Annotated in this window: 14 protein-coding genes; 8 read left to right on the top strand and 6 right to left on the bottom strand. The window is 55.5% G+C overall.

Annotated elements, in window-relative coordinates; translation table 11 throughout:
• Window positions 1-43: 43 nt before the first annotated feature.
• The 3 genes from GVO84_RS18280 to GVO84_RS18270 all read right to left on the bottom strand — a co-directional run bounded on the left by GVO84_RS18280 (window position 44) and on the right by GVO84_RS18270 (window position 3,620).
• Complete coding sequence (locus GVO84_RS18280) at window positions 44-1,132, bottom strand: ABC transporter substrate-binding protein (RefSeq protein WP_032660173.1); 1,089 nt, start codon at window positions 1,130-1,132, stop codon at window positions 44-46.
• A 168-nt stretch (window positions 1,133-1,300) separates the two neighbouring features.
• On the bottom strand, window positions 1,301-1,996 hold the full coding sequence (locus GVO84_RS18275; protein ID WP_159514845.1) for a response regulator: 696 nt from the start codon (window positions 1,994-1,996) through the stop codon (window positions 1,301-1,303).
• Window positions 1,980-3,620: an ATP-binding protein gene (locus tag GVO84_RS18270; RefSeq protein ID WP_159514844.1), complete on the bottom strand. Its 1,641-nt coding sequence runs from the start codon at window positions 3,618-3,620 to the stop codon at window positions 1,980-1,982. Before GVO84_RS18270 ends, GVO84_RS18275 begins: the two co-directional genes overlap by 17 nt.
• Window positions 3,621-3,796: 176 nt before the next feature.
• Between GVO84_RS18270 and yjdI the strand changes: the two genes are divergently transcribed.
• The gene (yjdI, locus tag GVO84_RS18265; protein WP_008499689.1) at window positions 3,797-4,027 is read left to right on the top strand and encodes a 4Fe-4S mono-cluster protein YjdI; all 231 of its coding nucleotides are present in this window, start codon (window positions 3,797-3,799) and stop codon (window positions 4,025-4,027) included.
• Between the two features lie 10 nt (window positions 4,028-4,037).
• Entirely contained in the window at window positions 4,038-4,310 is a 273-nt protein-coding gene (locus GVO84_RS18260; RefSeq protein ID WP_008499687.1) for a GNAT family N-acetyltransferase, read from the top strand.
• Between the two features lie 27 nt (window positions 4,311-4,337).
• Here GVO84_RS18260 and GVO84_RS18255 read toward each other — a convergent pair whose 3' ends face one another.
• Entirely contained in the window at window positions 4,338-4,949 is a 612-nt protein-coding gene (locus GVO84_RS18255) for a LysE family translocator (protein ID WP_121424583.1), read from the bottom strand.
• Window positions 4,950-5,064: 115 nt separating this feature from the next.
• On the opposite strand from GVO84_RS18255, the gene GVO84_RS18250 reads away from it, so the two are divergent.
• Entirely contained in the window at window positions 5,065-5,517 is a 453-nt protein-coding gene (locus GVO84_RS18250; protein ID WP_121424582.1) for an Lrp/AsnC family transcriptional regulator, read from the top strand.
• 55 nt (window positions 5,518-5,572) lie between these two features.
• On the opposite strand, the gene GVO84_RS18245 is transcribed toward GVO84_RS18250, so the two are convergent.
• Both GVO84_RS18245 and GVO84_RS18240 read right to left on the bottom strand, forming a co-directional pair.
• Entirely contained in the window at window positions 5,573-6,802 is a 1,230-nt protein-coding gene (locus GVO84_RS18245) for an amino acid permease (RefSeq protein ID WP_121424581.1), read from the bottom strand.
• Between the two features lie 119 nt (window positions 6,803-6,921).
• Window positions 6,922-7,383 carry a multidrug/biocide efflux PACE transporter gene (locus GVO84_RS18240; protein ID WP_023333288.1) on the bottom strand — a complete coding sequence of 154 codons (462 nt, stop codon included), beginning with the start codon at window positions 7,381-7,383 and terminating at the stop codon, window positions 6,922-6,924.
• Between the two features lie 105 nt (window positions 7,384-7,488).
• On the opposite strand from GVO84_RS18240, the gene GVO84_RS18235 reads away from it, so the two are divergent.
• From GVO84_RS18235 to araE, 5 genes are all read left to right on the top strand, one after another.
• Entirely contained in the window at window positions 7,489-8,355 is an 867-nt protein-coding gene (locus tag GVO84_RS18235) for a LysR family transcriptional regulator (protein WP_159514843.1), read from the top strand.
• A 93-nt stretch (window positions 8,356-8,448) separates the two neighbouring features.
• Window positions 8,449-9,627, top strand: a complete 1,179-nt coding sequence (locus GVO84_RS18230) for an acetyl-CoA C-acetyltransferase (RefSeq protein WP_159514842.1) — start codon at window positions 8,449-8,451, stop codon at window positions 9,625-9,627.
• A gap of 235 nt (window positions 9,628-9,862) precedes the next feature.
• A complete protein-coding gene (kduI, locus tag GVO84_RS18225) occupies window positions 9,863-10,699 on the top strand; it encodes a 5-dehydro-4-deoxy-D-glucuronate isomerase (RefSeq protein WP_159514841.1) in 837 nt (278 codons plus the stop codon).
• 63 nt (window positions 10,700-10,762) lie between these two features.
• Entirely contained in the window at window positions 10,763-11,524 is a 762-nt protein-coding gene (gene kduD / locus GVO84_RS18220) for a 2-dehydro-3-deoxy-D-gluconate 5-dehydrogenase KduD (protein ID WP_063144684.1), read from the top strand.
• A 312-nt stretch (window positions 11,525-11,836) separates the two neighbouring features.
• Window positions 11,837-13,252 (top strand): arabinose-proton symporter AraE, encoded by a 1,416-nt coding sequence (gene araE, locus GVO84_RS18215; protein ID WP_159514840.1) that lies wholly within the window; start codon window positions 11,837-11,839, stop codon window positions 13,250-13,252.
• The last annotated feature ends 212 nt before the right edge of the window (window positions 13,253-13,464 follow it).

Genomic DNA, 13,464 nt, shown 5'->3' with positions numbered 1-13,464 from the left:
CAGTCGATAAGGGAGCGCGGCGACCTGCGCCGCGCTCAGACGCTTATTTACCGGCGGCCGTACGCCACTCTTTGATGTACTCCAGGCGTTTTTTCGGCTGCAGGTATTCCAGCAGCGTTTCATCAACCGGAATTGGCTTCAGCGCGTTGCCGAGGATTTTGGTCAGGCCGTCGATATCATTTTTCCCTTCGATATCGTTACGAATGGAGGGAATGTCCGCCTGATTGGCCAGAATGTTTTGCCCTTGTTCAGACAGCACATAGTCCAGCCACAGCTTCGCGGCGTTGCTGTTTTGCGATTGCTGGCTGATGAACGACACGCGCGACAGCACCAGGGTGTAATCTTTTGGATAGGAAATGCCGAGCGACGGATCGTTCTTCGCACGCGCTTCCGCGTAGGAACCGAGGATGTTGAAGCCGATCAGGTTTTCACCGGAGGAGACGCGCTCCATCATGGTGCCGGTAGACGACTGCACCGATAAGCCACCTTTGGCGACGTCGGCCAGGGTCTTAAAGTAATTAGGATCGGCGTTGTGATCCTGAACCGAGAGCATAAAGCCCAGACCCGATTTTTCGATGTCGTAGGTGGTGACTTTGCCCTTGAATTTGTCCGTCTGGCTGGCAATCAGCTTCGCCAGCGCGGCGTGAGAATCCGGCACGTCGCCGGCCGGGATCAGGCGCTTGTTGTAGATAAAGACCACCGGCTCATAGGTGGTGCCGTAAGCCTTATCCTTCCAGACCGCCCATTTCGGCAGCTGGCCTTGCTCCGGAGATTTGTACTCCATGGCGTAGTCGGTGGCGAGCTTCAGCCCGGTGTCCATAGAGGAGCTCCAGACCACGTCGCCGCTCACACCGCCGGAGGCCTGTTCGCTGATGAAACGGTTGTACAGCTCGGTGCTGTTCATGTCGTTGTATTCGACTTTAATGCCGGGATAGGTTTTTTCGAAGCCCTGGATCAGCGGCCCGGCGGCCTTGATGTCGGTGGTGGAGTAAATAACAACCTTGCCCTCTTTCGTTGCGGCATCAACCACTTTTTGATACTCAGCAGGATAGCCCTGCGGCAGGGCAGACAGTGCAGAAGCAGAGAACAGTACAGTAGCGGTAAGCAGAGAAATTCGGAACGTGTTCGACATTATAGTTAACCTTTTAGTTACATTTGAGGAACTAATTGTCAACATAGCGTAAAGCGCGCCTCCGGCAATAGGGAGGCGCGGGCAATGATTCCGAAGTGTGATTGTCGCCGTCGTTTCAGCAATTAACACCATAAAATCCGCGAACGTTAGCCTGTGAACGATTCTGGGTTACGGTTTATCGGGCGCTTTGCGGTATAACCTTCGCGGATGGCCAATATTGCCATACAGCATTTCGACGCTGATTAGCCCGCTCTCCACGCAGTATTCAAGGTAGCGACGCCCCGTGGTTTTGCTGATCCCCACGTTATCCACCACCTCTTCAACCGACATCGCGTTGTCGGGATGCTCGGCGAACAGGCGTTTAATCCGTTCCAGCGTTTGGGGCTCAATGCCCTTCGTCGACGGCGTAACGGAGGCTTCCGCAGCAGGCAGATTAAACAGGCGATCCAGCGCATGCTGGTCGACCACCTTCACCTGCTGCACGGTGTGGATGAAGCGCATAAACCGCTCCAGCGAGGCGTGCAGGCGCTGGAAAAAGACCGGCTTAATCAGGTAGTCAAACGCGCCGCTGCGCATGGCGTGGCTGCAGGTCTGCATATCGCTGGCGGCGGTGATGAAGATCACCGAGCACTCATAGCTTTTCAGCAGCGGGTTATCGATGAGCTCCACGCCTTTACCATCCGGGAGATAGTTGTCCAGCAGGATAAGCCGCGGCTGATGCTGACGAATCAGGCTGCACGCCTGCTCAATCGACGCGGCGATACCCACCACGCGCAAATGAAAATTTTGCTCAATATACTCGCGATGCAGCTCCGCCAGGTGCGGCTCATCCTCAACGATCACAACGTCAAGTGGTCGGGTCATGCTGTTGCCCATTCGGTATAAACACAGAAAAAATAGTGCCCTGCGGCGTGTTGTCGGCAATCTCAATACTGCCGCCAGCCTTGTCGATATATCCTGCCACCAGAAACAGGCCAATACCGTGCTCGGTACCCACAATATCGTTTTCGCTGTCGGGTTTGCTGCTGAACCCATGGCGGAAAATATGCGGCTTCATCGCATCGTCCACCCCGCATCCCCGGTCGGCCACCTCGATCAGCAGCTCCTGGTTACGGTCAGAAATATAGAGTTCTACAGGCGCGTGGACCGGCGCGTTGAGGGTCGCCTCCACGGCGTTATCCAGCAGATTACCAATAATGGACATCAGCTCCGTTTCACTCAGCGCGGCAGGCATGCGGGTGAGCTGGCAGGCGGGATCAAACAGCAGCTCGATGCCTTTTTCGCGCGCGCTGACGTATTTTCCGAGCAGCAGCCCGCACAGCGCCGGTGAGACAAAATGGGCAGAGACAAAATCCAGCACGCGCTGCGCGCCTTCTGACTGCACCTGGATGTAGCGGATCGCCTCGTCATAGTGTTTCATCTGCAGCAACCCCACCAGCGTGGCGGTCCAGTTCAGCTGTTCGTGGCGCATAATGCGCAGGTTATCCGCATAGCGTTTGATCTGACTAAGCTGGCTGCTGAGCGTGTTAATGTCATTTTTGTCGCGAAAGCTGTACACCCAGCCGCTTTCAACGCCCGGTTCGACCTCAATCGCTACGCGGTTGACGATCACCTCCCGCTGGTTCAGCACCGCAATCTGGTCGTGGCTCCCGCTGTTCACCGAGGCGTAGCGCTGGGATAAAAAGCCCGGCGACATTTGCAAAATGTCTTCCAGCGGTTTACCGATAAGTTCTTTCTCACTTTGCCGAATATCCAGCATTTCTCGTGCCGCGCGGTTAATTAAAATCAGCTGCTTCTCTCCGTTGACGGCAAATACCCCTTCGTACATGGCTTCTAATAGCGCGCGCTGCTGTAAAACCAGCTGAGCGATATCTTTTGGCTCCAGTCGGAACATCTGTTTTTTGAGGTTGCGGGTAAACAGCCAGGAGAAAATAAACAGCAGGAGCAGAAGGCCTGCGCCGTACAACCCGGACTGCCAGAGAATGCGGGCGTTAATGTTGGCAATATAGGAGGTCAGATAGCCGACCGAGACAATACCAATCACCTGATGCTGCGCGTTGAAGATGGGGGCTTTGCTGCGTAGCGACACGCCAATCCCGCCCTGGCGCACGGAAATAATGGTTTTCCCCTTTAACACCTCCGCATTATCCCCGCCGATCATCGGTAAATTAATACGCTCCGGAGATTCCGAATGATAAAGGTGCTGTTCCTCGGTATCGCCAATCACAATGTAGCTGGCATCGCTTTCGGCGCGCAGCGGCTGAATTAACCGGGCTATTCCCGGAATATCTCTGGCCGCTACCATTGCCGCCAGACCCGGCATCAGCGCGATCTGGCTGGCCTGAACCCGGGCGCGCTGGCCGAGATCGTGATGGAGCTGTCGGTCAATAAAATGAAACAGGATTGTTCCCAGCAGAACTAACAGCAGGCAGGAGAAGCACACCAGCGCTAAAAACAGCTTTACCTGAAAAGAGAGTCTGCGTTTCATTCAACCTGCGGAAGTTATGTAAAAGTGACATTTGCCGAGCCTGACATGTGCCAATAGCGGACGCAATCTGGCGAGAAAAGAGTTGTGACCTGGCTTTTCGTTTTCGGCGTTATAGCCATCAGGATCCCGTGGGGCTATGCTTCATTCAGCACGATAATAATTACAGAGGCAATGTCATGGATAAAGAACTACTGGATGCGGGTTACCGGGCCTATACCGGCGAGAAAATTGACGTTTACTTCAATACCGGGATCTGCAAACACTCAGGTAACTGCGTGCGTGGGAGCGCAAAGCTGTTTAATCTGAAACGTAAGCCGTGGATCATTCCCGATGAAGTGGATGTTGAAACGGTTGTACGCGTGATTGATACCTGCCCGAGCGGTGCGCTGAAGTATCGCCAAAAATAAGCGAGGAACCATGGATATTCTGGAAGGCCATAACAAGTTTTACGTGAATGATGCGAACGGCAACCAGGTCGCGGAGATTGTCTTCGTGCCGACCGGCGAGCACCTGAGCATTATCGAGCACACCGACGTGGATGAGAGCCTGAAAGGGCAGGGCGTCGGTAAACAGCTGGTGGCGAAAGTGGTGGAGAAGATGCGCGGTGAGAACCGCAAAATTATTCCCCTGTGCCCGTTCGCGAAGCATGAGTTTGATAAAACGCGGGAATATGACGATATTCGGGCGTAAATAACACCGGCGATGGCCGGTGTTTTTTCATCTCGCCTGCTCAAATAGCAATATCAACGCGATCAGCACCATTATCCCTCCCGATGCCATGCTTACCAGACGCGCCGCCTGTGGCCGGGTCGCCAGTACCGCTTTCGAACCATACCCCACCAGCAGATAGACCAGCGTACAGGTGATAAGGTGCATCACGCCAAGCGCGGACATTTGCATTGCTATCGACCAGCTTCCGGTCGGGTCGGTAAACTGCGGAAGCAGCGCCAGGAAAAGCAAAAAAACTTTCGGGTTAAGACCGCTAATACAGAGTCCTTTCACCGCCCACTGTCTCCAGTTTCCCGCATGGTGGGTGGCCTTTTCCGGTGCGGCAGGGTGACGCAACAACCCTATGCCAAGCCACAGGAGATACGCGGCCCCCGCGATGGTCAGCCCGGTTAACGCCAGCGGATGTTGAGCAATCACTACCCCCACGCCAGCCACCACAATCAGCGTGGCTAACAGATGCCCGGACATCAACCCCATCACCGCCGGCACCACGCGTCGCCCGTTAATTCCGGCGCTAATGGCGTAGGCCCAGTCGGCGCCTGGCGTCATGATAAGCAGAAAAGAAACCACCCAAAAGCCGGCCACAATACTCATTTCCATCGTCCTGAAGACTCCCGCAGTGCGTCAAAGGTTGAGAAAAAGAATATCGCTAACCCTGCGAAATAGGCTTTCAATGTTATGCTCATAACACCGTGAAATTGAGAAAATCTTCCACATGGATAGCATCGATCGAAAAATTCTTGCTGAGCTACAGTCTGATGGCCGCTTATCCCTGACCGAGCTGGCTGAAAGAGTGAATCTAAGCCTCTCGCCGTGCCATCGTCGCGTGCGGGCGCTGGAGCAAAGCGGGGCCATAACGGGATACCGGGCCAGCCTCGACCCCGCCAAAATGGGATTCAACTTCCTGGCGATAGTGTTTGCGACGCTGAAGGAGGGGGACAGAAAGGCGGTTAGCGCGTTTGAAACGGCGGTGGAGGAAATTCCGCAGATCGTGCTGGCACAGCGCCTGTTTGGCGATCCCGATTATCTGATGCACGTCGTGACCCGCGACCTGTCGGCTTTCCAGAAGCTCTACGACGAGAAGCTCTCCGCCATGCCTGGCGTGCAGCACCTTCGCTCAACGCTTGTCATGAAAACGGTGGTGCAGGACAGGCCTTTTCCACTGTAAGCAGCAGGCCAAAACTGAATGTCCTGCCCGGCAGAGCGCCGGGCAGGAAAGGGAATTAGCCGACAAACATCACCGATACGCACAGCACGCCGACGATCAGCGTCAGCAGGTTGCCAATGGAACGGTACTGTTTCAGGGAGGGGATCAGATACGTCGACAGCGTCGGCATGATAAACAGGATCATGGCGATAAGTGGGCCGCTGATGGCGTAAATCATCGAAATGGCGTTCGGGTTAATGCAGCAGACGGCAAAGGTGATTAACGACACCCCCATAATGGAAATCGCGCGGTTAAAGGCGCGGCTCTTTTTCACGCCCACCTGATTGAGCGACGACTTCACGATCTCCGTCGCCCCTTCAATCACCCCAAAATAGGTGCCGAGGAACGATTTCGACATCGCAATAATCGCCACGATAATCCCGGAAATGCCCAGCCACGCCGGTGAAGAAGGCATCATCGACAGCGCGGACAGGATCGTTACCCCTTGCTCTTTGGCGGCCACAATGTACGACGGCGGGATAGAGAGCAGGCAGCTGAAGACAAAAAACAGCACGCTCAGGCAGATGATCAGGTACGCCACCTTCATGATTTTCTTGCATTTATCCATGGCGCCGTCGGCAAACTTCTCGCGGCGATCAACGGCAAACGTTGAGATAATCGGGGTATGGCTGAACGCAAATACCATCACCGGAATCGAAATCCATACCTGATGCAGCGTATGACGATCGACGGTCATCTGGCTGGTCAGCAGCGAGGGTTGCCAGCTTCCGGTCAGGTAGAGCGAGACAAACAGAAAATAGGCAATCAGCGGAAACACCAGGAAGCCCATCACTTTTATCGTGATATGGCGTCCCATCAGGAAGATCAGATTCAGCACCAGCACCACGCCCAGGCTGACCAGCACGCGAACGGCGGTATCCACCGTCAGGTGTTTTGCCAGCTGCTCCGTGAGCGAGTTGGTGATGGCCACCGCATAAATCTGCACCACCACAAAGAAGGCGATGAAATAGAGCGTGGTGATCAGATTGCCAATTTTCCTGCCGTAGTAGTGCGAGACGGCGCCGGTGATCCCTTCATTGCCTTTTGTTTTTGACGACAGGATAAATTGCGCCAGCGCTCTGTGCGGCCAGTAGGTTAAGGGGTAGGCCACGAGGGCGGTAATAAACAGGACGATAGCGCCTGCGGAGCCCAGCTGGATGGGCAAGAACAGCGTTCCTGCGCCCACGGCCGTGCCATAGAGAGCGAAACTCCAGAGAGTCTCATCTTTTGACCAAATTTTCGACATTAGAGCAACGTATCAACTATCAAACCATCGGAATGGAGTGCAATTTACCATAGTTATGCACGGAGAGCGCAGTTGCTTCGAAGGAGTTTGGCCGGAACGGGCGTCCGGCCAAAGGCGGTTTAGCCTGCCAGGGCGCGCCGTTGCTGGCGACGCTTAAGAAATTTCTCGCGCAGGCAATCGTATGCCCAGTTATAGAACATGGTGTACGGCAGGAAGAACAGGAAGAAACCTATTTCCAGCGTGAATGCCTGAAGCAGGGTGACTCCCAGCACGGCGGCGACAATCGACACGCCAATCACGATAAACCCGCATTCGAACCCCAGCGCATGCAGCGCGCGCACTTTTGCCGTACGTTTGACGCGCTGAACCGGCCAGAAACGGTCGAAGCCGAAGTTATAAATAATGTTCCACAGCATGGCGGTGGTGGCCAGAATAATGGTCAACCCACCCATCTCCACCACGGAACGCTGCATGAGCCACGCCGCCGTAGGGGCGAGGATCGCCGTCGCAATCCCTTCAAAACAGACAGCATGAAAGATCCGCTCCGGCAGTTTACGTTGGAGTGCATCCTGATGTTGCATAGTCATAGACCTCATTAATTCGCCGGTATGGGCGTTGATGCAGCCAATTTTCATCGCTAAAGTTGATATAATAAAGATGGTATCCATCGCTAAAGTAGATAGGTTATGCGCTATTCACCCGAAGCCCTTAATGCGTTTGTCGAGACCGTTGCGGCGGGCTCGTTTTCTGCCGCCGCACGCCGGCTGCGTAAAAGCCAGTCGACGATCAGCACGTCCATTGCCAATCTTGAGGCCGATCTCGGTTTCGAGCTGTTTGACCGCTCGGCGCGCCAGCCGGTGTTAACGGTACAGGGAGAACAGGTGCTGGGCTACGTGCAGGCCATCCTGGCCGCCAGCACGCGGCTGGATGAGCTGGCTGTGTCGTTAACGGCGCAAACGGAGGCGCGTCTGACATTTGTCCTTTCCGATACCCTCAATCCGGACGTGCTGGAAGATATGATGAAACAGTTTGACGCGCGTTTTCCCCATACGGAATTCGAATGTCTGATTGGCGAGGAAGAGGACGTGATCGATCTGCTGCAAAAGGAGCGAGCGCAGGTTGGCCTCACCGAAGCGCGAGACGGTTATCCTACGGATATCGGCGCTATCCGGCTGCCGATGCAGACCCGCATGGCGATCTATGTCGCGACCACGCATCCGCTGGCCGGACAACATGACGTTCAGCGTGACGAGCTGCACGGCTGGCGAGAGCTGCGGCTGAGCACCTATCTTGAGCGCGAGGCCGAGATCGCGCGCGGGCCCGTCTGGTCAGCACCAAATTACCTGTTACTCTTGAGTATGGCGGTACAAGGATTTGGCTGGTGCGTATTGCCCTGTGCGCTGGTGGATGAATTTGCCGCCGCGAAATCCCTGGTACAGCTCGATGTTCCCGGCTGGCCGCGGGCGATCGGCATCGATCTGCTGTGGAATAAACGATCCCCTCCCGGCGTTGCCGGAAGCTGGCTGCGGCAGTATCTGCAGGATGCGCGCTGATCCTTGTGATTAAACTCACTATTTTTAAACAATTAAGATAATTGCCAGTAACAATCCTCTACTATCGTCATGTCATTTAACACAGAGGTCGTGATGAAAGATGTCGTAATAGTGGGTGCGTTGCGTACAGCTATCGGCTGTTTTCAGGGAGCGCTTGCGCGTCACTCGGCGGTTGACCTGGGGAGCGTGGTGGTAAAAGCGCTGGTGGAACGTAGCGGGATCGCAGCACATGAAGTTGATGAGGTGATCCTGGGACAGGTTCTCACGGCCGGTGCCGGGCAAAACCCTGCGCGCCAGGCGGCGCTGAAGGGCGGGCTGCCCAATACCGTCTCCGCCATCACCATTAACGACGTCTGTGGCTCAGGATTAAAAGCGCTGCATCTCGCGACGCAGGCCATTCAGTGTGGTGAAGCGGATGTGATCATTGCGGGCGGGCAGGAGAATATGAGCCGCGCGCCGCACGTGTTGACCGACAGCCGTACCGGCGCACAGCTGGGTAACAGTCAGCTGCTCGACAGCCTGGTGCATGACGGGCTGTGGGATGCGTTCAATGACTACCATATGGGCGTGACGGCGGAAAACCTGGCGCGCGAATACGGCATCAGCCGTGAGGTGCAGGATGCCTACGCGCTAAGCTCGCAGCAAAAAGCGCGTGCGGCGATCGATTCCGGTCGTTTTCGCGACGAGATTGTCCCGGTCAGCACGCAGCGTCTGAGCGGCGAGTCTATCGTCGTGGATACCGATGAACAGCCGCGCACCGACGCCAGCGCTGAAGGCCTGGCGAGGCTGAATCCTGCGTTTGAAATGCAGGGCTCGGTGACGGCGGGAAATGCCTCTTCCATTAACGACGGCGCTGCCGCCGTTATGATGATGAGCGAAAGCAAAGCCCTTGAGCTCGATCTCCCCGTGCTGGCCCGTATTAAGGCGTTTGCCAGCGTGGGGGTTGATCCTGCGTTAATGGGGATCGCACCGGTCTACGCGACCCGCCGCTGTCTGGAGCGCGCGGGGTGGCAGCTTTCGGATGTGGATCTGATCGAAGTGAACGAAGCCTATGCCGCGCAGGCGATCTCCGTCGGAAAAATGCTGGAGTGGGATCCCCTGCGGGTCAACGTTAACGGCGGCGCGATCGCGCTGGGTCATCCTATCGGCGCGTCAGGCTGCCGGATCCTGGTTTCGCTGGTCCACGAAATGAAAAAGCGCAATGCCCGGAAAGGGATTGCCACACTCTGTATAGGCGGCGGGCAAGGGGTGGCGCTGGCCATCGAACGCTGACCTCTCCTTATCGAAAATGACCTCCTCCGGGAGGTTTTTTTTCGTGTCCTTTTTCTTCCTGCGGTTTAATTGTGATCCGAACATCATTTTCGTCATAAACAAAAATAAAAATGAAACGTTGTTTTAAATATAATTGAAAAGCCCGCTTTATGCCGATAGTATGTGTTCATAATGAAAAACGGAACGCTGTTTCGTTTATTTCCGCCTTCGGGCATGACCACATCTGGAGGTTACCGTGGACGTCAGAGAAAGCATCCACAGTGCGCACGCCAAAACGCTGGATACTCAGGGGCTGCGCAATGCATTTTTAGTCGAGCAGGTATTCGAGGCCGACAGGTACACCATGGTTTACAGCCATATCGATCGCATTATCGTGGGCGGGATTATGCCCGTCACGAACAGCGTCTCCGTGGGCGGCGAGGTCGGTAAACAGTTGGGCGTGAGCTATTTCCTCGAGCGTCGCGAGCTGGGTGTGATTAACATCGGCGGGCCGGGCACCATCACCGTAGACGGACAGTGCTATGAGATTGGCCATCGCGAGGCGCTGTACGTGGGTAAAGGGGCGAAAGACGTGGTCTTTGCCAGCATCGACGGCAGCAAGCCTGCGAAGTTTTACTACAACTGCGCGCCGGCTCACGCCACCTACCCAACCAAAAAAGTGACCACGGCAGACGTCGCCCCCGTGACGCTGGGCGACAACCTCACCAGCAACCGCCGCACCATCAATAAATACTTCGTGCCGGACGTGCTGGAGACCTGCCAGCTCAGCATGGGATTGACCGAGCTGGCGCCAGGCAACCTGTGGAACACCATGCCGTGCCATACCCACGAGCGCCGCATGGAAGTCTACTTCTACTTCAATATGGATGAGGACGCCTGCGTGTTCCACATGATGGGACAGCCGCAGGAAACGCGCCATATCGTGATGCATAACGAGCAGGCGGTGATTTCACCGAGCTGGTCTATTCACTCCGGCGTAGGGACGAAAGCCTACACCTTTATCTGGGGAATGGTGGGCGAAAACCAGGTCTTTGATGATATGGACCACGTTGCGGTCAGCGATCTGCGCTAGTTGCGGGCAGTGAAGCATAAACCTGCCTGTGAGTGACAGGCTCTGAAAGAGTAAGGAATAAACATGATTCTGGATGCATTCTCTCTGCAGGGGAAAGTGGCTGTGGTTTCCGGGTGCGATACCGGGCTGGGTCAGGGGATGGCGTTAGGCCTGGCGGAAGCGGGCTGCGATATCGTCGGAATTAATATCGTTGAACCGACTGACACCATCGAACGCGTGACGGCCCTGGGCCGCCGTTTCCTGAGCCTGACCGCTGACCTGCGTAAAATCGATGCCATTCCTGAACTGCTGGATCGCGCGGTGGCTGAATTCGGTCATATCGACATTCTGGTGAACAACGCCGGGCTGATTCGCCGCGAAGACGCGATCAGCTTCAGCGAGCGCGACTGGGACGACGTGATGGATTTGAACATCAAGAGCGTATTTTTCATGTCCCAGGCGGCGGCGAAGCATTTTATTGCGCAGGGGAAAGGCGGCAAGATCGTTAATATTGCCTCTATGCTCTCGTTCCAGGGCGGCATCCGCGTGCCGTCTTACACCGCGTCCAAAAGCGCCGTAATGGGCGTGACCCGCCTGCTGGCAAACGAATGGGCGAAACATAATATCAACGTGAATGCGATTGCGCCGGGCTACATGGCGACCAACAACACGCAGCAGCTGCGCGCAGACGAAGAGCGCAGCGCGGCGATCCTGGAGCGTATCCCTGCGGGACGCTGGGGCCTGCCGAGCGATCTGATGGGGCCGATTGTCTTCCTGGCCTCCCCGGCATCGGATTACATCAACGGTTACACCGTGGCTGTAGACGGCGGCTGGCTGGCGCGTTAATTTCACCTGTATTAAGAACCTCTGCCCATGGGCGGAGGTTTTTTTGCGCAAAAATTGGCTTAATCCATATCGCTAAAGATGAAAAATCCATACTGAAAAATCATGAATGACGGCAATCACACTTTTATTGCTTAAATATTAAGTGATTAGTAAAAATACGTGATTATTCGCCAAGAGTTGAAATTGTAATGTCCATCACAGAACCGTATGCCGTAGCGGAATAATCCATAACTTCGCGATTTCCGGCCTGACACTTTTCCTCGCTTTCTCGTAATTTCAGTTAACGAATTTTGCTGTTGAGGCAGGAAAAATATGACATCGATAAATGACTCTACCCTAATGCCCGCTGCGCTGCGGGATACCCGCCGCATGAACCAGTTTGTCTCCATTGCCGCCGCCGTGGCGGGCCTGTTGTTTGGACTGGATATCGGCGTCATTGCCGGCGCATTACCGTTTATTACCGATCACTTTACCCTCAGCAACCGTCTGCAGGAGTGGGTGGTGAGCAGCATGATGCTCGGCGCGGCCATCGGCGCGCTGTTTAACGGCTGGCTGTCGTTCCGCCTGGGGCGCAAATACAGCCTGATGGTCGGGGCGGTCCTGTTCGTCGCGGGGTCGATCGGCTCCGCGTTTGCGACAAACGTAGAAGTGCTGCTGCTCTCCCGCGTGCTGCTGGGCGTGGCGGTGGGGATTGCCTCCTACACCGCGCCGCTTTATCTCTCCGAAATGGCGAGCGAGAACGTGCGCGGCAAGATGATCAGCATGTATCAGCTGATGGTCACGCTGGGCATCGTGCTGGCGTTCCTGTCTGATACCTACTTCAGCTACAGCGGCAACTGGCGCGCGATGCTGGGCGTGCTGGCCTTACCGGCGCTGGTGCTGATCGTCCTGGTGGTTTTCCTGCCAAACAGCCCGCGCTGGCTGGCGCAAAAAGGGCGCCACGTGGAGGCAGAAGAGGTCCTGCGCATGCTGCGCGATACTTCGGAAAAAGCGCGCGAAGAGCTGAACGAGATCCGCGAAAGCCTGAGGCTGAAGCAGGGCGGCTGGGCGCTGTTTAAGATCAATCGCAACGTGCGCCGCGCGGTCTTCCTCGGTATGTTGCTGCAGGCGATGCAGCAGTTCACCGGGATGAACATCATCATGTACTACGCGCCGCGCATTTTCAAAATGGCCGGGTTTACCACTACGGAACAGCAGATGATCGCAACTCTGGTGGTCGGGCTGACCTTTATGTTCGCCACGTTCATTGCGGTATTCACCGTGGACAAAGCCGGGCGTAAACCGGCGCTGAAAATCGGTTTTAGCGTAATGGCGATCGGCACGCTGATCCTCGGCTATTGCCTGATGCAGTTTGATAACGGCACGGCCTCAAGCGGGCTTTCCTGGCTTTCTGTCGGGATGACCATGATGTGTATCGCAGGTTACGCGATGAGCGCCGCGCCCGTGGTGTGGATCCTGTGCTCCGAAATTCAGCCGCTGAAATGCCGTGACTTTGGCATCACCTGTTCCACGACCACCAACTGGGTGTCGAACATGATTATCGGCGCGACGTTCTTGACGCTGCTGGATTCAATTGGTGCCGCCGGAACCTTCTGGCTCTACACGGTGCTGAACGTCGCGTTTATTGGCGTCACGTTCTGGCTGATCCCGGAAACCAAAGGCGTGACGCTGGAACACATCGAGCGCAAGCTGATGGCTGGGGAAAAACTGCGGAACATCGGCGTGTGATGTTTTTGCCCGTCCGAAGGCTGGAATACATGGCGTGACTGGAAAGGGAAAGGTGGCTTAATCACAGTAATAATGTGACTGAGATCACTACTAACTCGGGTAGGGAGTAGACACAGAGAGGGTACTGGCATTAGGATTTTTCTTAGATTGTTGAATTGTCTGGCTACAGCTATCAATTGAGCAAAGGCGCGTCGCATCCGGAAAAAGAAAAA

Source organism: Enterobacter sp. SM3, assembly GCF_009811935.2.
GTDB lineage: Bacteria > Pseudomonadota > Gammaproteobacteria > Enterobacterales > Enterobacteriaceae > Enterobacter > Enterobacter asburiae_D.
Note: the sequence above shows the minus strand (reverse complement) of the source record. Positions and strands in the feature narration are given on the sequence as shown.

Bases quoted from the DNA above. Each gene is read 5' to 3' on its own strand.
- GVO84_RS18280 (WP_032660173.1), bottom strand. From the start codon at position 1,132: ATGTCGAACACGTTCCGAATTTCTCTGCTTACCGCTACTGTACTGTTC.
- GVO84_RS18275 (WP_159514845.1), bottom strand. From the start codon at position 1,996: ATGACCCGACCACTTGACGTTGTGATCGTTGAGGATGAGCCGCACCTG.
- GVO84_RS18270 (WP_159514844.1), bottom strand. From the start codon at position 3,620: ATGAAACGCAGACTCTCTTTTCAGGTAAAGCTGTTTTTAGCGCTGGTG.
- yjdI (WP_008499689.1), top strand. From the start codon at position 3,797: ATGGATAAAGAACTACTGGATGCGGGTTACCGGGCCTATACCGGCGAG.
- GVO84_RS18260 (WP_008499687.1), top strand. From the start codon at position 4,038: ATGGATATTCTGGAAGGCCATAACAAGTTTTACGTGAATGATGCGAAC.
- GVO84_RS18255 (WP_121424583.1), bottom strand. From the start codon at position 4,949: ATGGAAATGAGTATTGTGGCCGGCTTTTGGGTGGTTTCTTTTCTGCTT.
- GVO84_RS18250 (WP_121424582.1), top strand. From the start codon at position 5,065: ATGGATAGCATCGATCGAAAAATTCTTGCTGAGCTACAGTCTGATGGC.
- GVO84_RS18245 (WP_121424581.1), bottom strand. From the start codon at position 6,802: ATGTCGAAAATTTGGTCAAAAGATGAGACTCTCTGGAGTTTCGCTCTC.
- GVO84_RS18240 (WP_023333288.1), bottom strand. From the start codon at position 7,383: ATGCAACATCAGGATGCACTCCAACGTAAACTGCCGGAGCGGATCTTT.
- GVO84_RS18235 (WP_159514843.1), top strand. From the start codon at position 7,489: ATGCGCTATTCACCCGAAGCCCTTAATGCGTTTGTCGAGACCGTTGCG.
- GVO84_RS18230 (WP_159514842.1), top strand. From the start codon at position 8,449: ATGAAAGATGTCGTAATAGTGGGTGCGTTGCGTACAGCTATCGGCTGT.
- kduD (WP_063144684.1), top strand. From the start codon at position 10,763: ATGATTCTGGATGCATTCTCTCTGCAGGGGAAAGTGGCTGTGGTTTCC.
- araE (WP_159514840.1), top strand. From the start codon at position 11,837: ATGACATCGATAAATGACTCTACCCTAATGCCCGCTGCGCTGCGGGAT.